Below are 20,621 nucleotides of genomic sequence, written 5' to 3'. Positions count from 1 at the left end.
TACTTCGGCGGGGCGATACGCAGCATTCTGGCGCTGCCCGCGCGCGGGTTGCAAGGCTCGCCAGGACTTTATCTTGCAGCCGCACGTGCCTGATACGAGCAAATTTTTCGCAATCAGCAACGCAACCTTTAGATCGTGCCTAAACTCCAAGCTGCGCGGGTGGGTAAAAAGCTTTCCCGCCTGGCAACCGAGTTGCCAGACAACCCTGACCCTTGGTTAAGACAAATAGAGAACAAATGCTATGAAACGGATTCTTCTGGGTACTCTGTTCACCGTGGTCTCCCTCAACGCCATGGCCGAAGCACCAGGCGGCCCGAATTGCGGCTGGGGCAACCTCCTGTTCGAAGGTCAACGTGGCACTCCGGCCCACTTCCTGGCCTCCACCACCAACGGCACCTCCGGTAACGCCACCTTCGGCATGACCTCCGGTACCAACGGCTGCTCCACCAAAGCTGCACTGACCTACGGCGGCAAATCCTGGTTCGCCATGAATGGCATGATGAACGAGCTGTCCGAAGACATGGCCATGGGCCAAGGCGAAGCACTGACCACCTATGCGGTGGTACTGGGCGTCGCACCTGAAGACCGCGGCTACTTCGCATCGGTCACCCACCAGCACTTCAACCAGATCTTCAGCAGCGCCGACGTGAACGCCGAAACCGTTCATGCCAACACCCTGGCTGTCCTGAAGAGCGACCCACGCCTGGCCAAATACGCCACCGAGGCCTGAGTCCGGCATCTCCCGCCCCGCTACCGGGGCGGGTTTCGCTTTTCTTTCGGCATCGTTGAGAAGTAGTTGCCCCCATGCTCAAACGCCTCGCTTCCCTGGCGCTGCTGTTCTGCGCCCCGCTTCACGCAGCGCCCGTGCTGGATGACGCCCGTGTTCGGCAACTGGCCGGTACGCCTTACTGGATCGCCCTCGGTCACTACGAGACCGCCAAGCTCGGCGGCTGGCGCAGCTATGTGGACGATGACGCTTTCTTCCTCGCCGCCGATGGCGCCCACCATCCCGATCATGAGCTGCGGGCCACGGTGCAAGCGCTGTACGCACCGGCCAACCTCGGCGACAAGCATGCCCAGTGCGTTTTCCCGGCACGCACCCGTTGGCTGCGTGAACAGCTCGACCTGCAGAACCTGCCGCAACCGGACTGCCAGGAATTCAAGACCTGGTACCAGTCGATCGACCCGCACAGCGCTGCGCTGATCTTCCCGGCGGCCTACCTGAACAGCCCATCGTCCATGTTCGGCCATACCCTGCTGCGCATCGACCAATCCAATACCCGCAGCGACGACACGACGTTGCTGAGCTACGCCATCAACTTCGGTGCCTATATCGAAGGCAGCGACAACAGCATTCTCTACGCCTGGAAAGGCCTGATGGGTGGTTACCCCGGCCTGTTCGCACTGATGCCCTACCAGGAGAAACTGTCCGAATACCGCAGCCTGGAAAACCGCGACCTGTGGGAATACCAGCTGGACCTCACGCCGGAAGAGACCGGGCGCATGGTCGAGCATGTGTGGGAACTCAAGCAGATCCAGTTCGATTACTTCTTCTTCGATGAGAACTGCTCATACCGGCTGCTGGAGCTGCTGCAGGTGGCGCGGCCAAGCCTCGATCTGACCTCGCAGTTTCCCCTGACCGCGATCCCCACCGACACGGTCAAGGCGGTGAAGCAGTCCGGTTTGGTGTCGAGCATCAACTACCGCCCCTCGCGTGAACGCGAACTGCTGGCCCGCGCTGAGCCGCTCGACCATGCCGAAAAGCGCCAGGTGCTGGCGGTCAGCGCCGACACCGAAAAGCTGCAAGCCCCGGCATTCACCTCCTTGCCCCGCGAGCGCCAAGCCCTGGTGCAGGATGCCGCCTACCGCCTGGAGCGCTATCGCGCCAATGGCCAGGAGCGTGACCCGGAGCAGGCCCGGCGCAGTTTCGAGCTGCTTCGGGCGATCAACCGCAACCCACCGCCGCCGCTGGAGATCGAGCGCCCCGGATTGCCCGAGGATGGCCATGACTCACGCACCTGGCAGCTCGGTGCAGGTACCCGAGAGGATCGCGCATATGCCGAATATGGCCTGCGCATGGCTTACCACGACCTCAACGACAATGCCTACGGTTTCCCGCTGGGCGCCCAGATCGAGATTCTTCAGCTCAAAGTGCGCCAGTACGAAGGCAACGACTGGCAGGTACAGCGTCTGGACCTGGCGACCATCCGCTCGCTGACACCGCGTAACGCGCTGCTCAAGCCTTGGTCCTGGCAAGTGGCCGGTGGCCTGGAGCGGGTCCCCGGCAAGCATGACGACGAGGTGCTGGTCAGCCACGTCAATGGCGGCGCAGGTGGTACCTGGCAACTGGCCGATGGCTTGCTGGGCTTCGCCCTGGGCACGCTGCGGGTCGAGCACCATAACGACTTCGCCCAGTTCGTCGCCCCGGCGGCTGGGTTCAATGGCGGCCTGCTGTGGCGCAATGGCCTGGGTAACATGACCCTGGAGGCCAAGGGCGATTACTTCACCAATGGTGAGGTGCGGCGTAGCCTGAGCCTCAACCAGCAGTGGGAAATCAGCCAGAACCTCGGCCTGCGCCTGAGTGCGTCGCGTCAGTTCAGCCATCTGGCCAGTGCGCAGAACGAGGTGATGCTGGAATTGAAGTGGTACCACTACTGACCTGATCTGTGAACCAGGCGACTCTTTGACACGGTTTTGACGGCTCCCCGACAAATAGCCACCTAGACTTCCTGCATCAACGGGAGGTCTTGGGCTATGTGGCGGTATGTGGTCGGTGTAGGTGTCGCGTTGCTGCTGTACGGTTGTGCATCCACCCACGAGCAACTGCTCGAACAAGGCTATCCACCCGCCTATGCCGACGGTTTCCAGGACGGCTGCAGCAGCGGACACCAGGCCGCCGGGGTGATGGCTGGGGCGTTTCGCAAGAACGTGCCCCGTTATCTGGCCGAGCGGCAGTACGAAAATGGTTGGGACGATGGGTTTCGCCAGTGCCAGGCGATGCAGAACAGCGAAGAGCAGCGTCAGTACCACGAACGCTACTGGGACCAGCGCGACCGCGACTGGCAACAGGAAAAGGATCGCAGTGCTGCCCGCGCCTATCGGCGCAACTAGGGCGCGCACGGACATCCACCGCAACTCCACAGCTGCCATAGTGGTCTTCTGCACAAGGAGGCCCCACATGAGCCGAGCATTCGTCAACGAGGACCACGCCGCCGCCCAGGCCGACCAGCCGGTGGAGCGCCGTGTCAGCGACCAGACCAACTACGTTACCGCCACTGGCCTGCGCCAGCTGCAACAACGGGTGGCCGAACTCAATAGCCAACGCGATGCCCTGCAAGCCCAGGGCGAGCGCGCTGACCGCCAGCGGTTGGCCGATGTAGAGCGTGACCTACGCTATTTCAGTACCCGGCTGCACAGCGCCCAGGTGGTGCCTGCCGCGACCTCGCACAGCCAGGTACAGATCGGCAGCTGGGTCAGGTTCGTCGATGAGCAGGACCAGGAGCATCGGGTGCAATTGGTAGGCGAGGACCAGGCCGATGCCGGGCGTGGCCTGATCAACTGGGGGTCGCCTCTGGGACGGGCGCTGCTAGGCGCAGGGCCTGGGGATGAAGTCCTCTGGCGGCGTCCCGCTGGGGACCAGATGATCGAGATACTCGAGATCGAAGGAGAAGGCTGAGGGGCTGCTTTGCAGCCCCTCTGGTCTTGAACTCAGACCACGCCCTGGGCCAGCATCGCATCGGCGACCTTGACGAAGCCGGCGATGTTCGCGCCTTTGACGTAGTTCACACGGCCATCGGCCTCTTCGCCGTAGTGCACGCAAGCGTGGTGAATCGACTGCATGATGCTGTGCAGCTTGCTGTCCACTTCACCGGCGGTCCACAGCAAGCGCATGGCGTTCTGCGACATTTCCAGGCCCGAGACGGCCACGCCACCGGCGTTGGATGCCTTGCCCGGGGCATACAGGATGCCCGCCTCGATGAACATATCCACAGCCTCCAAGGTAGTCGGCATGTTGGCGCCTTCGGCCACACAGATGCAGCCGTTGCCGAGCAAGGTGCGGGCATCCTCGCTGTCCAGCTCGTTCTGAGTGGCGCATGGCAGGGCAATGTCGCACGGCAGGCTCCAGGGTTTCTGACCCTTGCGGAACTCCAAACCGAACTGCTCGGCCAACTCGCTGATGCGACCACGCTTGACGTTCTTCAACGCCATGAGCGCATCCCATTGAGCATCGGTCAGCCCCGCCTCGGCGTAGAGCGTGCCTTCGGAGTCCGACAGCGAGATGACCTTGCCGCCCAGGTCCATGACCTTGCGTGCAGCATATTGGGCCACGTTGCCGGAGCCGGAGATGGCCACGCGGCGTCCGTCGATGCGCTTGTCCTGGCGCTTGAGCATCTCTTCGGCGAAGTAAACGCAGCCGTAGCCGGTGGCTTCTGGGCGGATCAGGCTGCCACCGTAGGTCATGCCCTTGCCGGTCAGCACCGAGGTGAACTGGTTGGCCAGGCGCTTGTACTGGCCAAACATGAAGCCGATTTCGCGCGCGCCCACGCCGATGTCACCGGCCGGTACATCGCAGTCGGCACCGATGTGGCGGTACAGCTCGCTCATGAAGGCCTGGCAGAAGCGCATGACCTCGGCGTCGCTCTTGCCCTTCGGATCGAAGTCCGAACCGCCCTTGCCGCCCCCCATAGGCAGGGAGGTGAGGGAGTTCTTGAAGACCTGTTCGAAGGCCAGGAACTTGAGCACGCTCAGGTTCACCGAGGGGTGGAAGCGCAGGCCGCCCTTGTAAGGACCGATGGCGCTGCTCATCTGGATGCGATAGCCGCGGTTGACCTGGACCTTGCCTTGGTCGTCGACCCAGGACACGCGGAACAGCACGGCGCGCTCAGGTTCGACCATGCGCTCTAGGATGCCGGCTTGCAGGTAACGAGGGTTGGCTTCCAGGAATGGCCAGAGGCTGCGCAACACCTCCTCCACAGCCTGGTGGAATTCTGGCTGGCCTGGGTCGCGTTGCTGCAACCGTGCGAGGAAATGGTCGACGGATTCGATCATGGTAGACATCTCACCAAGAGGGATTGGACTTATTGGTTTTTCGGGAATGTACCAAGAAGCAATCGCACTGGAACAGGGCATAATGTCGTTTTAATGAATTTTTTGGTGCATTTTATATAAATGTATACAATCTTCCATCGCGCCGCCTGCTTCGCGGGCTTGCCCGCGAAGCAGCCACCGCGACTTTACGGGAAAGCACAAAAATGGGGCCTCTAAGGGCCCCATTCCTGTGCATCCAAAACCGGCTTACTGCGCCAGCTTCTTGTGCCGTACGCGGTGCGGCTGGGTGGCCGCGTCGCCAAGGCGCTTCTTGCGGTCAGCCTCGTACTCGGTGTAGTTACCCTCGAAGAAGACCACGTTGGAGTCGTCTTCGTACGCCAGGATGTGCGTAGCCACGCGGTCCAGGAACCAACGGTCGTGGGAAATCACGATGGCGGCGCCCGGGAAGTCCAGCAAGGCTTCTTCCAGCGAACGCAGGGTTTCGACGTCCAGGTCGTTGGACGGTTCGTCGAGCAGCAGGACGTTACCGCCCTCCTTCAGGGTCAGGGCCAGGTGCAGACGGCCACGCTCACCACCGGAGAGGTCCTTGACGAACTTCTGCTGGTCGCCACCTTTGAAGTTGAAACGACCGACGTAAGTCCGCGAAGGAATCTCGTAGCTGCCGATGCGGATCTGGTCGGAACCGTCGGAGATCTGCTGGAACACGGTCTTGGCACCGTCGAGGTCTTCGCGGCTCTGGTCGACGCAGGCCAGCTGCACGGTTTCACCGATCTCGATGCTGCCGGAGTCGGGTTGCTCCTTGCCCATCAGCATGCGGAAGAGCGTCGACTTACCAGCACCGTTACCGCCGATCACACCGACGATGGCGCCTTTGGGCATGGAGAACGACAGGTTGTCGATCAGCACACGATCGCCATAGCCTTTGGTGACGTTCTTGAATTCGATGACCTTGTCACCCAGGCGCGGACCGGCCGGGATGTAGATCTCGTTGGTTTCACTGCGCTTCTGGAATTCCTGCGATTGCATTTCCTCGAAGCGCTGCAGACGGGCCTTGGACTTGGACTGGCGGGCCTTGGCGCCTTTGCGCACCCATTCCAGCTCTTCCTTCATGGCCTTTTCGTGAGCGCTCTGCTGCTTGGATTCCTGGGCCAGACGTTCCGACTTGGCTTCCAGCCAGCCGGAGTAGTTGCCTTCGTACGGGATGCCGGCGCCGCGGTCCAGTTCGAGGATCCAGCCGGCGACGTTGTCGAGGAAGTAACGGTCGTGGGTAATGGCTACCACGGTACCCGGGAAATCGTGCAGGAAGCGCTCCAGCCAGGCTACCGAGTCGGCGTCCAGGTGGTTGGTCGGTTCGTCGAGCAGCAGCATGTCGGGCGCCGACAGCAGCAGACGGCACAGGGCGACACGGCGCTTTTCACCGCCGGACAGGTGTTCGATCTTCGCGTCCCAAGCCGGCAAGCGCAGGGCGTCGGCGGCGACGTCGAGCTGGCGCTCGAGGTTATGGCCGTCGGCGGCCTGCAGGATCGCCTCGAGCTTGGCCTGCTCGGCAGCCAACTTGTCGAAATCGGCGTCGGGCTCGGCGTAGGCGGCATAGACCTCGTCCAGGCGGGCCTGGGCGTCCTTGATCACGCTGACCGCTTCCTCGACCACTTCACGGACGGTCTTGCTCGGGTCCAGCTGCGGCTCCTGAGGCAGATAGCCGACATTGATGTCGGGCATCGGGCGGGCTTCGCCGTCGAACTCCTTGTCGACGCCCGCCATGATCCGCAGCAGGGTCGATTTACCCGCACCGTTCAGGCCGAGCACGCCGATTTTGGCGCCAGGGAAGAACGACAGGGAAATGTTCTTGAGAATCTCACGCTTCGGCGGCACGACCTTGCTCAGCCGATGCATGGTGTAGACGTATTGAGCCAAAACCAAGCCCTCTAATTCAGATAGGTAAAGACATCGACGATCGCCCAGCCTGACGGGCCGGGTGATGTGTTGACGGGTGTCGTTGAACAAAGACGACCATTCTACGCCAACGCGCGGCGTTGCACAGGGTGGTCGGATGGTGGGGGTGCGGGAGACGTGTATTGGACTGTGCGGGCCGCTCGTGGACCCGCACAATCGTCTGGCAGCTCAGACGTGACGCTGCTTTACCTTGCCCCGCGGCAACCGGCAACGGTCGCCCTGCTCGGCCAGCCGCGCGGCCCAGGCGGCCTTCACGCTGAAACCACCACTGCGGGCGGGCTGTTCGGCAACCGAGGTTTGTGCAGCGACAGCCTTGGGCTTGCTCACGGCGAGCACAGGCGCTGCTACAACCGGGGCTGCCTGGACGACGGCAGGCGCGACGGCCTTGGCGCTCTTGCGCAACTCGGCCAGCGATGGCGACTTGGCTTTCGCAGCAGCGGCCGACTCAGGCTTGAGCAGCGAACGCTGGCAGGATTTGCACGATACGTCCTCGGTCACGGCAGTGCTGACAAGGGTTTGACTGCTGCGCCCACAGGCGGAATCGAGGCCATTGGTGGAATAGTGGGTAACCAAAACCAGACATCTCCGATGCGTTGTCATTGAAGCGGCGGCATTCTCGCACAAGTTACAGGGCCTTGCCGAACCCCGGGACCGAGTGGACACCCCTGACATCGGTGCTGGCAGTTTGACATAATCCTAGGCATGCTAGCTGATTTGTGGCGCTCGCATTTATAGTGCGCGCCCCCTGAACGCCTGGACAGCGGCACACCGCGTGCATGTCCACAACCTGCCATCGCCAGCCCAATCGCAGGACCAACGCTTGACCGACCTCACTCAACCGTCGTTGCCGCCACCGTCGCGCCAGGCGTGCGCAGTTCCGCTGCACACCACCCTGAAGGCTGCGCTGGCCCTGCTGGCCCTGGTTCTGCTGGGATTGCTGCTGTGGCAGTTGTTCGCTCAATTCCGTCACACCCAGGCCGAACAGCGCCAGCAGCACCTGACGGCAAGCGCCGAACTGGCCGACCATCTGAGCCTGAACCTGGCATTGAAGGCCCAGCAAGCGATCAATGTCGTCCAGCCCTACGTCAAGCCACCGACGCCTTCAGCCCTTCCCGATCTGCTGGAGCTGCTGCGCGAACGACTACCGAACCTGCAGGATGTGGCCTGGCTGGACCATGACGGGCGAATCGTCAGCGATACCCTGGACGGCACTCCGGACCGCCAGATGATTGGCGATTTGTTGAGGCTCAACCAGGGGCGCGGTTACCTGTTCAGCAACGCCCCGGACAACCAGACGCTCTACCTGCTGCTGCGCCAAGCGCCCGAGCAGGATCGCGGTTACTGGCTGCTGCGTTTGTCGCCGGCCTACTACCAGTCGCTGATCGACCATCTCGAACGCCCGGGAGACACCCTCTGGGTCCTGGAGAACAGCCGCAGCGGCGAAGTACTCGAACGCCAGAGCCACGGTACTTCCGCCGCGGCACCGCTGCAAAGCGTGATGCTGGCCTTCATCAAGAACAGCACCTGGCAACTGCGTGGCCTGTACGACGCCGACCTGGCTCGCCAGAAACTGCTACCGCCGCTGATCGGCAAATGCCTGCTGGTGCTGGTCTGCGCTCTGTTGCCGGTCCTGGCACTACTGAGCATGCGGCGCCGCCAGCGCGCGCTGCAAGAAGACCGCCGACGTTATCAGGACATCTTCGAAGGCACCGGCGTTGCTCTGTGTGTGCTCGACCTGTCGAGCCTGCCCGGCCAGCTCGACCGCTACCACCTGCGCAACCATGCCGCGCTCAAGCAGAGCCTGGCCCTGGATTCGAACCTGCGCCGCTCGCTGCTGCAGGAACTGAAAATCACCGAAATCAACCAGGTGGCCCGCCAGTTGCTCAATGTCCAATGCCATGAAGGCGCCTGGCAGCGCCTGATCGATGGCAGCGCAGATAGCCGCGACAGCGTCGGCATGCAGTTGATCGATGCCCTGATCGAACAGCGCCCGCTGCTGGAGCTGGAGGTGCGCCTGTCCGCGCCCCTGGGCGGTGAACTGCACCTGTGGCTGATGGCGCGCCTGCCTCAGCAACGGCGCGACTACCAGGCAGTGATCTTGAGCATCAGCGACATCACCAGTCGCAAGCAGGTTGAGCTGTCCCTGCTCGAACGCGAGAGTTTCTGGTCGGATGTGGTCCGCACCGTACCTGACCAGCTCTACGTCCAGGATGTCTGCAGCAAGCGGATGATCTTCTCCAACCGCCACCTCGGCCAGACGTTGGGCTACGACCGCGCCGAGCTGTCGCAGATGGGTGACCGCTTCTGGGAGCTGCTGCTGCACCCGGACGATGCCGCCCTGTACCACGCACTACGCCGGCAGCAACGCGACAATGCCCACGACGAATCGCTGCACTGCCAACTGCGCTTCCGCCACCGCGACGGCAACTGGCGCTGTTACGAGATCCGCGAGCAGGTGCTGACCCGTGACGCCGACGGCCTGGTCACGCGGATCATCGGCGTGGCCAAGGACGTCACCGTGCAGATCGAGGCCAGCCAGTCGCTGCGCGACAGCGAGCAGCGCTACCGCCTGCTGGCCGAAAGCATCAGCGACGTGATCTTCTCCACAGACAGCCAGCTGCAGCTCAACTATGTCAGCCCCTCGGTGAAGGCCGTGCTGGGTTACCCGGCCGACTGGATCTTCGCCAATGGCTGGCAGTCGATCATTGCCAACCCGGCCCAGCTTACCGGGATCTACAGTTTGATGGAGCGGGTCAGCCGGGCCATGGGCAACCCTGAGCAGCTCGGCCAACTGCGCGGCCAGATGCCCATGCAGTTGTTCCAGTTCGACTGCCTGCGCGCCGATGGCCGCAAGATTCCCATCGAGCTGCGCCTGGTGCTGGTCTGGGACGATCACGAACGCTTCGAAGGTGTGCTCGGTGTCGGCCGCGACATCAGCCAGCAGCGCCGGGCGGAAAAAGACCTGCGCATGGCCGCCACGGTCTTCGAGCACTCGACCTCGGCCATTCTCATCACCGACCCTGCAGGCTACATCGTCCAGGCCAACGAGGCATTCAGCCGCGTCAGCGGCTATGCGGCCAATGAAGTCCTCGACCAGTTGCCCAGGATGCTCACCGTCGACGAGCAGCAGGAAGGCCACCTGCGCTACGTGATCAAGCAGTTGCACGAGCACACCAGTTGGGAAGGCGAAGTCTGGCTCAAGCGCCGCAATGGCGAGCGCTATCCGGCCTGGGTCGGTATCACCGCTGTGTTCGACGATGAAGGCGATCTGGCCAGCTACGTGTGCTTCTTCACCGACATCAGCGAGCGCAAGGCCAGCGAGCAGCGCATCCACCGCCTGGCCTACTACGACGCCTTGACCCACCTGCCCAACCGCACACTGTTCCAGGACCGCCTGCACACCGCGCTGCAACACGCCGAGCGACAGAAAGCGTGGGTGGTGCTGATGTTCCTGGACCTGGACCGCTTCAAGCCGATCAACGACTCCCTGGGCCACGCCGCCGGCGACAGCATGCTCAAGGACATGGCCCTGCGCCTGCTGGCCTGTGTCGACGAAGACGATACCGTGGCACGCATGGGCGGTGACGAATTCACTCTGCTGCTACAGCCACGCGCCAGCCGCGAGATGGCCCTGAATCGTGCCATTCATGTGGCCGAGAGTATCCTCGGCAGCCTGGTGACGCCGTTCGTGCTGGAGAACCGCGAATTCTTCGTCACCGCCAGCATCGGTATCGCCCTCAGCCCGCAGGACGGCAGTGAGCTGAGCCAGCTGATGAAGAACGCCGACACCGCCATGTACCACGCCAAGGAGCGCGGCAAGAACAATTTCCAGTTCTACCAGGCCGAGATGAACGCCAGCGCGCTGGAACGACTGGAATTGGAAAGCGACCTGCGCCACGCCCTTGAGCAGAACGAATTCATCCTCTACTACCAACCGCAGTTCAGCGGTGACGGCCTGCGCCTGACCGGTGCCGAGGCCTTGCTGCGCTGGCGTCACCCGACCCGCGGACTGGTGCCGCCTGGTGACTTCATTCCGGTGATCGAAGAGTTGGGGCTGGTGGTGGATGTCGGCGACTGGGTGCTGCGCGAAGCCAGCCGCCAGCTCAAGGCCTGGCACAAGGCCAAGGTGCGGGTGCCGAAGGTGTCGGTGAACATCTCGGCACGGCAGTTCTCCGACGGCCAACTGGGCACGCGGATCGCCACCATTCTCGACGAAACAGGATTGCCGCCGGCGTGTCTGGAGCTCGAACTGACCGAGAGCATCCTGATGCGTGAAGTCAACGAAGCCATGCAGATCCTCGACAGCCTGAAAAAACTGGGCCTGAGCATCGCGGTGGACGACTTCGGCACCGGCTATTCTTCGCTCAACTATCTCAAGCAATTCCCGATCGATGTGCTGAAGATCGACCGCACCTTCGTCGACGGCCTGCCTGAAGGCGAACAGGATGCGCAGATCGCCAGAGCGATCATCGCCATGGCCCACAGCCTCAACCTGGCGGTGATCGCCGAGGGGGTGGAGACCCATGAGCAGCTCGGTTTCCTGCGCGAACACGGCTGCGACGAGGTCCAGGGCTACCTGTTCGGACGGCCGATGCCAGCCCATCAGTTCGAGGTGCAGTTCACCGAGGAGGCACTGCCGCTGATCCGCTGATCGGTTATCAGACTGGGCGGTGGCGGCGGCAAAACCTGCCCCCTGAAAACGGACTTCCGAGTCAACTCCCGCGTATCGCCAGCCCAGGCAGGGCGCGGGATGCAACATGAGGCCCATTGGTCCGCGACTTGACGTCACTTCATATGCCAGGCCCGAAGCAATCGGTTAGAATGCCCCCCCAATTCAGCCCGATCCTTGAGGACCGCCATGTTCAGCCGTGATTTGACCATTGCCAAGTACGACGCCGAGCTCTTCGAAGCCATGCAGCAAGAAGCCCTGCGCCAGGAAGAGCATATCGAGCTGATCGCTTCGGAAAACTACACTAGCCCCGCCGTCATGGAAGCCCAGGGTTCGGTACTGACCAACAAGTACGCCGAAGGCTATCCGGGCAAGCGCTACTATGGTGGCTGCGAGTACGTCGACGTGGTCGAACAACTGGCCATCGACCGTGCCAAGCAACTGTTCGGCGCCGACTACGCCAACGTCCAGCCGCACGCTGGCTCCCAGGCCAACGCCGCGGTCTACCTGGCCCTGCTGTCGGCCGGTGACACCATTCTCGGCATGAGCCTGGCCCACGGCGGCCACCTGACCCACGGTGCCTCCGTGAGCTCGTCGGGCAAGCTGTACAACGCCATCCAGTACGGCATCGACGGCAACGGCCTGATCGACTACGACGAAGTCGAGCGCCTGGCCGTCGAGCACAAGCCGAAGATGATCGTCGCCGGTTTCTCGGCCTACTCCCAGGTACTGGACTTCGCCCGCTTCCGTGCCATCGCCGACAAGGTCGGTGCCTACCTGTTCGTCGACATGGCCCACGTGGCAGGCCTGGTGGCCGCTGGTGTCTACCCGAACCCGGTGCCGTTCGCCGACGTGGTCACCACCACCACCCACAAGACCCTGCGTGGTCCCCGCGGTGGCCTGATCCTCGCTCGCAAGAACGAAGAGATCGAGAAGAAGCTCAACTCCGCCGTCTTCCCGGGCGCCCAGGGTGGCCCACTGGAGCACGTCATCGCCGCCAAGGCGATCTGCTTCAAGGAAGCGCTGCAGCCTGAGTTCAAGGCTTACCAGCAACAAGTGGTGAAGAACGCCCAGGCCATGGCCAGCGTGTTCATCGAGCGTGGTTTCGACGTCGTTTCCGGCGGCACCCAGAACCACTTGTTCCTGCTGTCGCTGATCAAGCAGGAAATTTCCGGTAAGGATGCCGATGCCGCGCTGGGCAAGGCTTTCATCACCGTCAACAAGAACTCGGTACCGAACGACCCACGTTCGCCGTTCGTCACCTCGGGCCTGCGTTTCGGCACCCCAGCCGTGACCACCCGTGGCTTCAAGGAAGCCGAGTGCCGTGAACTGGCTGGCTGGATCTGCGACATCCTCGCCGACCTGAACAACGAAGCGGTCATCGACGCCGTGCGTGAGAAGGTCAAGGCCATCTGCAAGAAGCTGCCGGTATACGGCAACTGATCGGCGATAGCCCGATGTGAAAAAGCCCGGCCATGTGCCTAATGCCAGTCAGTTAAGCCAATTGTGGCTGCTTTGCAGCCCTTCGCGGGTAAACCCGCTCCCACAGGGACTGCGCCGGCCTTGATTCGAGCGTAGAACCTGTGGGAGCGGGCTTGACCCGCGAACACCGGCGAAGCCGGTGCCATTCACCGCGTCGCCCCATTCGCGGGACAAGCCCGCTCCCACAAGGACCATAGTCCTCTGCGCGACAGCGCAGCCCAGAAGGGCTCGGTGATCTCCCACAGGAACTGCGCCGGCCTTGATTCGAGCGTAGAACCTGTGGGAGCGGGCTTGTCCCGCGAACACCGGCGAAGCCGGTGCCATTCACCGCGTCGTCCCATTCGCGGGACAAGCCCGCTCCCACAAGGACCATGGTCCTCTGCGCGACAGCGCAGCCCACAAGGGCTCGGTGATCTGCCACAGGGACTGCGCAGGCTTGATTCGAGCGTAGAACCTGTGGGAGCGGGCTTGTCCCGCGAACACCGGCGAAGCCGGTGCCATTCACCGCGCCGCCCCATTCGCGGGACAAGCCCGCTCCCACAAGGACCATGGTTCTCTGCGCGACAGCGCAGCCCAGAAGGGCTGAGTGATCTCCCACAGGGACTGCGCCAGCCTTGATTCGAGCGAACTGACTGGCATTAGGCCATGTGCCGGGCTTTTTTGTGGGCCAATGGATGCGAGCTACAGGACTGCCGTCGGGCTTGCAGCGCACACGCCGTGTTCAGGCACCAGGCGTATGTCCACTCGCTGCCCCAATGCCCTGGCAGCACTGGCTAGCGTTGCCAGCGTCATGCCTGGGTCGGTCTGGTCCAAGGCCCTGTCTACCGCTGCGCGGCTGGTATGCATCCGCTCTGCGAGCGCCTTCTTGCTGACCTTCTGCTGCTTCATGGCCTCTGTCAGTTGCCAGGCGATCACCCGTTTCAGGGCTACTGCCGTGACAGGCTCCAGAAGGCCTTCCTCGGCGAGAAAATCATCGAAAACGGAACCGATATGAGGGTTCATGGCATATGCCTCCTGAGGCTTGTCTTGCGTTGCCTGGCCAGCGAGAGATCGACCAAGGGCGTTTTCTGGCATTTCTTGATGAATCCGTGGAGCAGGACCATCGCCCCCTCGCTCATCGTGAACAGGACTCGCGCGGCTGTATCTCCCAGATCGACGCGAATCTCCCAAAGCCCACTTTCCATCTTGCGGACCAAGGGCATGCCGATCGGCCAGCCGAACTGCACAGACTTGATCTCGTAGCCGATCAGCTGACGTTGCTCCCGGGACAACCCCTTCAACCAATCGCGTACAGGCTCGTTACCTAGCTCGCTGCGAAAGAAAAGAACGCTGATCTGGTGATCCGATACGGCCGAGTGTACCAAAAAAGGTACTCATTTCAAGGGGCCGTGAAACTTGGCCCGATTAAATTCCATTGGGCCAATAAAAATGCCGCCATTGGGCGGCATGATCGAGTCAGCGTGGACGCCTTCAAGCGTGAGACAAAGCCTCAAAACCAGCCCGAATCGCTTCCTCCGGTAAGTCATCGGCAATGAACACCATCACGCTCTCGCGGGCTTCACCTTCCGCCCACTCGGCATCCCAATCGAAGCCATAGAGTTTGAGCACGCCCTGGAACACCAGGCGCCGGTCATCCCCGGCGATGTTCAGCACGCCCTTGTAGCGCAGCAGTTGCTTGCCATGGTTTTCCAGCAGCTCATTCATGAAGTCGCTGAGGCGGTCGATGTCCAGTGGCGTCTCGCTGCGCAGCACCAGGGTGGAAATCCGATCCGGCGTGGCGGGCTTGAGGATGGGCCGCAGGGTCGGCCGGGGCGCGACGCCGAGATCCGGATTGAGGTTGAAACCGCGCACGTCGAGCAGTTCGGCCAGGTCGATGCGGCCGTGCTCGACCACGCCGATGGCGGCGCGGCCGTTGATTCGGCCCAGTCGCTCGCGTAGGGCCTGAAGCGCCTCCGGTGTGACCAGATCGGTCTTGCTCAACAGCAGACGGTCAGCAAAGCCCACCTGGGCCTGGGCGATGGTTTGCGCCAGATGAGTGTCGGCATGCGCCGCATCCACCAGGGTGATGATGCCATCGAGCAGGTAGCGCTCGCGCAGCTCCTCATCGACGAAGAAGGTCTGCGCCACCGGCGCCGGGTCGGCCAGCCCGGTGCACTCGATCACCAGGCGATCGAAGGCGATCTCGCCGGCATCCAGGCGCTCGAGCAGCAGGTACAGGGCGCGCGTCAGGTCGCCGTGGATGCTGCAGCAGACGCAGCCATTGGCCAGGGTCATGACCTGCACCGGCTCGTCCCCCAGCAGTTGGCTGTCGATGCCGGCCTCGCTGAATTCGTTCTCGATCACGGCGATCTTCAGGCCGTGCTCGGCCTTGAGCATGTACTTAAGCAGCGTGGTCTTGCCGGCGCCGAGGAAGCCGGTGAGCACTGTTACGGGAATAGGCGTATGCACGCAGAAAGCCTCCTGGGCAAAAAAACACAGGCCCCATCGCCGGCAAGCCGGCTCCTACGGTTTTCGTGGGAGCCGACTTGCCGCCGATGGGGCCAGGACAAGCTAACAACAGTTGAGGATCAACAGCATTTAGGCCCGGACTTGCCACCGTAGCGCGCTTCCTGGCGTTCTCGGAAGAACGCCTCGTAGCTCATCACCGGCTTGTCCGGGTGCTTGGTCTGCATGTGCTCGACATAGTTGTCGTAGTCGGGCATGCCGACCATCAGGCGGGCTGCCTGCCCCAGGTATTTACCCAGTCGACCCAGGTCGTTGAACATCGTTGCAGTCCTCTCAAGCGTCAGGCAAGGCCTGGAATGGGGATTCCTTGTCGCTGCGCTCCTTGCGGCTCAAGGCGGCGAAACCGACCTTGACGGCGAAGAACAGCACGCTGAACACCACCACCAGGAACAGCACGGTCAGGCCGGCGTTGGTATAGGCGTTGTAGATCACGTGCTGCATCTGGCCGATGTCCTTGGCCGGAGCCAGTACCTGGCCGGCATCCAGCGCAGTGCTGTACTTCTTGGCCAGGGCCAGGAAGCCGACCGCCGGGTTGGCGTCGAACAGCTTGATCAGGCCCGCAGTGGTGGTGCAGATCAGCAGCCAGACCGCCGGTAGCAGAGTGACCCAGACATAGCGCTCGCGCTTCATCTTGATCAGTACCACGGTGCCCAGCATCAGCGCGATACCGGCCAGCATCTGGTTGGAGATGCCGAACAGCGGCCACAGCGTGTTGATGCCACCGAGCGGGTCGATCACGCCCTGATACAGCAGGTAGCCCCACAACGCCACGCAGCCAGCGGTGCCGATCAGGTTGGCAGTCCACGACTCGGTGCGCTTGAGTGCCGGTACGAAGCTACCCAGCAGGTCCTGAAGCATGAAACGACCGGCACGGGTACCGGCGTCCACCGCGGTGAGGATGAACAGCGCCTCGAACAGAATCGCGAAGTGGTACCAGAAGGCCATGGTGTTCTCACCCGGCAGCACCTGGTGCAGGATCTGCGCGATACCCACCGCCAGGGTCGGTGCGCCACCGGCACGGGCCAGCACGGTGTGCTCGCCGATGTCGCGGGCGACCGCTTCGAGCTGCTCCGGGGTGATCAGGAAGCCCCAACTGCTGACCGTCTGCGCCACCGAAGCGACATCCGCGCCAACGACCGCGGCCGGGCTGTTCATGGCGAAGTACACGCCAGGTTCGATGACCGAGGCGGCGACCATCGCCATGATGGCGACGAACGACTCCATCAACATGCCGCCATAACCGATGTAGCGGGCGTTGGTTTCGTTGTCCAGCAGCTTCGGCGTGGTGCCCGAGGAGATCAGCGCATGGAAGCCGGACACCGCACCGCAGGCGATGGTGATGAACAGGAACGGGAACAGGGCGCCTTTCCATACCGGACCGGTGCCGTCGGTGAACTGAGTCAGTGCAGGCATCTTCAGCTCGGGCGCGATGACCAGGATACCGATGGCCAGGGCGACGATGGTGCCGATCTTGAGGAAGGTCGACAGGTAGTCACGCGGAGCGAGTACCAGCCATACCGGCAGCACGGCGGCGACGAAGCCGTAGCCTACGAGCATCCAGGTGATCTGCACGCCGGTGAAGGTGAATGCCGGGCCCCACACCGGATCCGCAGCGATCTGGCCCCCCAGCCAGATCGACAGCAGCAACAGCACCACGCCGATCACCGAGATCTCGCCGATGTGGCCGGGGCGGATGAAGCGCATGTAGATACCCATGAACATGGCAATCGGGATGGTCGCCATCACCGTGAACATGCCCCACGGACTCTCGGCCAGTGCCTTGACCACGATCAGCGCCAGCACCGCCAGGATGATGATCATGATCAGGAAACAGCCGAACAGGGCGATGGTGCCAGGAATACGGCCCATCTCTTCGCGCACCATGTCGCCCAGCGAGCGACCGTTGCGGCGGGTGGAGAGGAACAGGACCATGAAATCCTGCACCGCGCCGGCCAGCACGACACCGGCGATCAGCCACAGGGTACCGGGCAGGTAACCCATCTGCGCAGCGAGAACCGGGCCCACGAGAGGACCGGCGCCGGCGATGGCAGCGAAGTGATGGCCGAACAGGATGTGCTTGTTGGTCGGGACGTAGTCCAGACCATCGTTGTTGAGCACCGCGGGGGTGGCCCGACGGGGGTCGAGTTGCATCACCTTGGTGGCGATGAACAGGCTGTAGTAGCGATAGGCAACCAGGTAAATGGCCACTGCCGCGACCACGATCCACAAAGCATTGATCGCCTCGCCGCGACGCAGGGCGACCACACCCAGCGCACAGGCGCCTATGACTGCCAGCGCGAGCCACGGAATGTGGCGTAGCAGGCTATTATTGTTGTTCATGGTTTACTTCCAGCTGGTGGATTGGAAAAGACCGCCCACCGAGTCTAGGGCGAGTCATCGCGCATTGCCATACTTGCTTTGGTCTAGAGCCTCTGCGAGCCGATCGCGACACCGGATGTAGATAAAGCTAACTATAGTCAGGATGTTCTCCCGGAGAGCCCGACCATGAACCCACACGACGAACGCCGGCGCTTTCAACGTATCGATTTCGACGCTCCTACCGAGCTGCGACAGGGCACGCGACGCTGGCCGGTCCGGTTGCTCGACTTGTCGCTCAAGGGCCTGCTCATCGAGCGACCTGATCCCTGGGACGCCGACCTGACCCAGGACTTCGACGCCATCATCCACCTCGACGCAGGCACCCGCGTGCAGATGCAGGTCGAATTACGTCATGAAGAACCCACCAGACTTGGCTTCATCTGCCTGTACCTGGATCTGGAATCGATGAGCCACTTGCACCGTTTGGTGGAATTGAACGTGGCCGACAGCACCGAAATGATGCGCGAGCTGCGTCAACTCATCGAATATTGAAATCTTTTAGCTAGCTAATAGCTCGATCACCGGGTGTTTCCTGTCTACTCAGACAGCTTTCTGCCTGGCATGGAGCATTTTGTACACACCCCTCTAGCGCAGCCTCCCCAGACTTGGAACGTAATCTGCATTCAGGTGTTACGCACCCTGCGAGCACCGTTGTGCGCGCTCCGATCAAAATATTGTATACAATTGTTGTGGCAATCAATCGTAGTAACTGTCTACAGTAGCCACACAACAATAAACAGACAGAGAGCCTGCTCCATGACCACGTCTCCTAGCACGTCTCCAGCCAAGCGCCCCGAGGATGAAAACCTTGGCCTCGGGGCCAATCTGGCCTATGGCCTGCAGCATGTGCTGACCATGTACGGGGGCATCGTTGCCGTACCCCTGATCCTGGGGCAGGCGGCTGGGCTGAATCCGGCCGAAATCGGCCTGCTGATCGCCGCCTCGCTGTTCGCCGGAGGCTTGGCCACGCTGCTGCAGACCCTCGGCCTGCCCTTCTTCGGCTGCCAGCTGCCACTGGTGCAGGGCGTGTCGTTCGCCGGTGTAGCGACCATGGGCGCGATCCTCAGCAGCGAGGGCGGCGGCGGCCTGCCCGGCGTGCTAGGTGCAGTCATGGCTGCATCGCTGATCGGCTTTCTGATCACCCCGGTGTTCTCGCGCATCACCAAATTCTTTCCGCCGCTGGTGACCGGCATCGTCATCACCACCATCGGCCTGACTCTCATGCCAGTGGCGGCCCGCTGGGTGATGGGCGGCAACAGCGCCTCACCGGAATTCGGCAGCGTCGCCAATATCAGCCTGGCCGCCCTGACCTTCGCCATCGTGCTGCTGCTGAGCAAGCTCGGCAACGCCGCCATTTCGCGGTTGTCGATCCTGCTGGCGATGGTGGTCGGTACGCTGATCGCCTGGAGCCTGGGCATGGCCGATTTCAGCAAGGTCACCGAAGGCCCGATGTTTGCCTTCCCGACACCGTTCCACTTCGGCATGCCGACTTTCCATATCGCCGCGATCCTGTCGATGTGCATCGTGATCATGGTGACGCTGGTGGAAACCTCGGCCGACATCCTGGCGGTGGGCGAGATCATCGACACCAAGGTCGACTCCAAACGCTTGGGCAATGGCCTGCGCGCCGACATGGCATCGAGCATCCTGGCTCCGGTATTCGGCTCCTTCACCCAGAGTGCATTTGCCCAGAACGTCGGTCTGGTGGCCGTGACCGGTGTCAAGAGCCGTTACGTGGTGGCTACCGGCGGGGTAATCCTGGTAGTGCTTGGCCTGCTGCCGATCATGGGCCGGATCATCGCTGCCGTGCCCACGCCAGTGCTTGGTGGTGCCGGCATCGTGCTGTTCGGGACGGTGGCGGCCAGCGGTATCCGCACCCTCTCCAAGGTCAGCTACAAGAACAACGTCAACCTGATCATCGTCGCCGCCTCGCTGGGCTTCGGGATGATCCCGATCGCCGCGCCGACCTTCTACCATCAGTTCCCCAACTGGTTCGAGACCATCTTCCACTCTGGCATCAGTTCTTCGGCGATCATGGCTATCCTGTTGAACCTGATCTTCAACCATTTCACCCGGGGCAATTCGGACCAGCAGTCGGTGTTTGCCGCTGGCTACGAACGCACCATCCAGTACTCCGACATCTCGGCGCTACGCGATGGCGACTACTTCAAAGATGGCAAGCTGTTCGATGCCGAGGGCAACGAAGTCCCGATGCTGGAACCGGGAGAACAGAACAGCGAGGCGCCCAGGCGCAGTGCAGTCGCCGAGCATTGAACGCTGATTGAGTGGTGATGGGGGAAGCCGATGCGCATCGTCGGTTTCCCCCTTTCTTTTGGTTCTTCACGGATTGTCGGGGGGAGCTTGGCTTGGCTTGGCTTGGCTTGGCTTGGCTTGGCTTGGCATTTAGATCGTGAGTTGATCCATTGTGTGTAGCGGCGCTACTGGCCCCTTCCGCCTTTACGGCGGGCAACTTTTTTCTTGGAAAAAGTTGCACAAAACCGCTTGCTGGTATGACTCACCCACATGGGTTACAAATCAGTTCACGCACATAGGTAACAGTTTTTAACTGGCATGGTCGGTTTTT

General features: G+C 62.2%; 16 protein-coding genes. 8 read left to right on the top strand and 8 right to left on the bottom strand.

Annotated features, from left to right (window positions below):
- Positions 1 to 241: 241 nt before the first annotated feature.
- The 4 genes from E2H86_RS20555 (at position 242) to E2H86_RS20540 (ending at position 3,676) form a co-directional block, all read left to right on the top strand.
- Positions 242 to 730: a DUF3015 domain-containing protein gene (locus E2H86_RS20555; protein WP_133331165.1), complete on the top strand. Its 489-nt coding sequence runs from the start codon at positions 242 to 244 to the stop codon at positions 728 to 730.
- 74 nt (positions 731 to 804) lie between these two features.
- A complete protein-coding gene (locus E2H86_RS20550; RefSeq protein WP_133331163.1) occupies positions 805 to 2,658 on the top strand; it encodes an Lnb N-terminal periplasmic domain-containing protein in 1,854 nt (617 codons plus the stop codon).
- A gap of 96 nt (positions 2,659 to 2,754) precedes the next feature.
- The gene (locus tag E2H86_RS20545; protein ID WP_133331161.1) at positions 2,755 to 3,111 is read left to right on the top strand and encodes a hypothetical protein; all 357 of its coding nucleotides are present in this window, start codon (positions 2,755 to 2,757) and stop codon (positions 3,109 to 3,111) included.
- 67 nt (positions 3,112 to 3,178) lie between these two features.
- Complete coding sequence (locus tag E2H86_RS20540; protein WP_133331159.1) at positions 3,179 to 3,676, top strand: GreA/GreB family elongation factor; 498 nt, start codon at positions 3,179 to 3,181, stop codon at positions 3,674 to 3,676.
- A 32-nt stretch (positions 3,677 to 3,708) separates the two neighbouring features.
- On the opposite strand, the gene gdhA is transcribed toward E2H86_RS20540, so the two are convergent.
- The 3 genes from gdhA to E2H86_RS20525 form a co-directional block, all read right to left on the bottom strand.
- Positions 3,709 to 5,049 carry an NADP-specific glutamate dehydrogenase gene (gene gdhA / locus E2H86_RS20535; protein ID WP_133331157.1) on the bottom strand — a complete coding sequence of 447 codons (1,341 nt, stop codon included), beginning with the start codon at positions 5,047 to 5,049 and terminating at the stop codon, positions 3,709 to 3,711.
- A gap of 246 nt (positions 5,050 to 5,295) precedes the next feature.
- Positions 5,296 to 6,963 (bottom strand): energy-dependent translational throttle protein EttA, encoded by a 1,668-nt coding sequence (gene ettA / locus E2H86_RS20530; protein WP_133331156.1) that lies wholly within the window; start codon positions 6,961 to 6,963, stop codon positions 5,296 to 5,298.
- A 207-nt stretch (positions 6,964 to 7,170) separates the two neighbouring features.
- Positions 7,171 to 7,575: a hypothetical protein gene (locus E2H86_RS20525; protein WP_133331154.1), complete on the bottom strand. Its 405-nt coding sequence runs from the start codon at positions 7,573 to 7,575 to the stop codon at positions 7,171 to 7,173.
- A gap of 247 nt (positions 7,576 to 7,822) precedes the next feature.
- On the opposite strand from E2H86_RS20525, the gene E2H86_RS20520 reads away from it, so the two are divergent.
- Both E2H86_RS20520 and glyA read left to right on the top strand, forming a co-directional pair.
- Entirely contained in the window at positions 7,823 to 11,653 is a 3,831-nt protein-coding gene (locus E2H86_RS20520) for a sensor domain-containing protein (RefSeq protein ID WP_133331152.1), read from the top strand.
- A 207-nt stretch (positions 11,654 to 11,860) separates the two neighbouring features.
- Positions 11,861 to 13,114 carry a serine hydroxymethyltransferase gene (gene glyA / locus E2H86_RS20515; protein ID WP_112251928.1) on the top strand — a complete coding sequence of 418 codons (1,254 nt, stop codon included), beginning with the start codon at positions 11,861 to 11,863 and terminating at the stop codon, positions 13,112 to 13,114.
- A gap of 720 nt (positions 13,115 to 13,834) precedes the next feature.
- On the opposite strand, the gene E2H86_RS20510 is transcribed toward glyA, so the two are convergent.
- From E2H86_RS20510 to E2H86_RS20490, 5 genes are all read right to left on the bottom strand, one after another.
- Entirely contained in the window at positions 13,835 to 14,155 is a 321-nt protein-coding gene (locus tag E2H86_RS20510; protein WP_133331150.1) for a helix-turn-helix domain-containing protein, read from the bottom strand.
- A complete protein-coding gene (locus E2H86_RS20505) occupies positions 14,152 to 14,517 on the bottom strand; it encodes a type II toxin-antitoxin system RelE/ParE family toxin (RefSeq protein ID WP_243744086.1) in 366 nt (121 codons plus the stop codon). The genes E2H86_RS20510 and E2H86_RS20505 overlap by 4 nt, the downstream gene beginning before the upstream one ends.
- A 106-nt stretch (positions 14,518 to 14,623) precedes the next feature.
- On the bottom strand, positions 14,624 to 15,601 hold the full coding sequence (yjiA, locus tag E2H86_RS20500; RefSeq protein ID WP_133331148.1) for a GTPase: 978 nt from the start codon (positions 15,599 to 15,601) through the stop codon (positions 14,624 to 14,626).
- Positions 15,602 to 15,720: 119 nt separating this feature from the next.
- Complete coding sequence (locus tag E2H86_RS20495; RefSeq protein ID WP_008094130.1) at positions 15,721 to 15,918, bottom strand: YbdD/YjiX family protein; 198 nt, start codon at positions 15,916 to 15,918, stop codon at positions 15,721 to 15,723.
- Positions 15,919 to 15,931: 13 nt separating this feature from the next.
- Positions 15,932 to 17,998 (bottom strand): carbon starvation CstA family protein, encoded by a 2,067-nt coding sequence (locus E2H86_RS20490; protein ID WP_133331146.1) that lies wholly within the window; start codon positions 17,996 to 17,998, stop codon positions 15,932 to 15,934.
- Between the two features lie 165 nt (positions 17,999 to 18,163).
- On the opposite strand from E2H86_RS20490, the gene E2H86_RS20485 reads away from it, so the two are divergent.
- Both E2H86_RS20485 and E2H86_RS20480 read left to right on the top strand, forming a co-directional pair.
- Entirely contained in the window at positions 18,164 to 18,529 is a 366-nt protein-coding gene (locus E2H86_RS20485; protein WP_133331144.1) for a PilZ domain-containing protein, read from the top strand.
- A 264-nt stretch (positions 18,530 to 18,793) separates the two neighbouring features.
- The gene (locus E2H86_RS20480) at positions 18,794 to 20,311 is read left to right on the top strand and encodes a nucleobase:cation symporter-2 family protein (RefSeq protein ID WP_133331142.1); all 1,518 of its coding nucleotides are present in this window, start codon (positions 18,794 to 18,796) and stop codon (positions 20,309 to 20,311) included.
- Positions 20,312 to 20,621 lie beyond the last annotated feature (310 nt).

Origin of the sequence: Pseudomonas putida (genome assembly GCF_004357765.1) — a bacterium.
Classification (GTDB): Bacteria; Pseudomonadota; Gammaproteobacteria; order Pseudomonadales; family Pseudomonadaceae; genus Aquipseudomonas; species Aquipseudomonas putida_U.
Note: the sequence above shows the minus strand (reverse complement) of the source record. Positions and strands in the feature narration are given on the sequence as shown.

What these genes read in the sequence shown, in the direction of transcription:
- E2H86_RS20510 (WP_133331150.1), bottom strand. Translation starts at nt 14,155, where the DNA reads ATGAACCCTCATATCGGTTCCGTTTTCGATGATTTTCTCGCCGAGGAA.
- E2H86_RS20480 (WP_133331142.1), top strand. Translation starts at nt 18,794, where the DNA reads ATGACCACGTCTCCTAGCACGTCTCCAGCCAAGCGCCCCGAGGATGAA.
- E2H86_RS20495 (WP_008094130.1), bottom strand. Translation starts at nt 15,918, where the DNA reads ATGTTCAACGACCTGGGTCGACTGGGTAAATACCTGGGGCAGGCAGCC.
- E2H86_RS20485 (WP_133331144.1), top strand. Translation starts at nt 18,164, where the DNA reads ATGAACCCACACGACGAACGCCGGCGCTTTCAACGTATCGATTTCGAC.
- E2H86_RS20550 (WP_133331163.1), top strand. Translation starts at nt 805, where the DNA reads ATGCTCAAACGCCTCGCTTCCCTGGCGCTGCTGTTCTGCGCCCCGCTT.
- E2H86_RS20540 (WP_133331159.1), top strand. Translation starts at nt 3,179, where the DNA reads ATGAGCCGAGCATTCGTCAACGAGGACCACGCCGCCGCCCAGGCCGAC.
- glyA (WP_112251928.1), top strand. Translation starts at nt 11,861, where the DNA reads ATGTTCAGCCGTGATTTGACCATTGCCAAGTACGACGCCGAGCTCTTC.
- gdhA (WP_133331157.1), bottom strand. Translation starts at nt 5,049, where the DNA reads ATGATCGAATCCGTCGACCATTTCCTCGCACGGTTGCAGCAACGCGAC.
- E2H86_RS20490 (WP_133331146.1), bottom strand. Translation starts at nt 17,998, where the DNA reads ATGAACAACAATAATAGCCTGCTACGCCACATTCCGTGGCTCGCGCTG.
- E2H86_RS20545 (WP_133331161.1), top strand. Translation starts at nt 2,755, where the DNA reads ATGTGGCGGTATGTGGTCGGTGTAGGTGTCGCGTTGCTGCTGTACGGT.
- E2H86_RS20555 (WP_133331165.1), top strand. Translation starts at nt 242, where the DNA reads ATGAAACGGATTCTTCTGGGTACTCTGTTCACCGTGGTCTCCCTCAAC.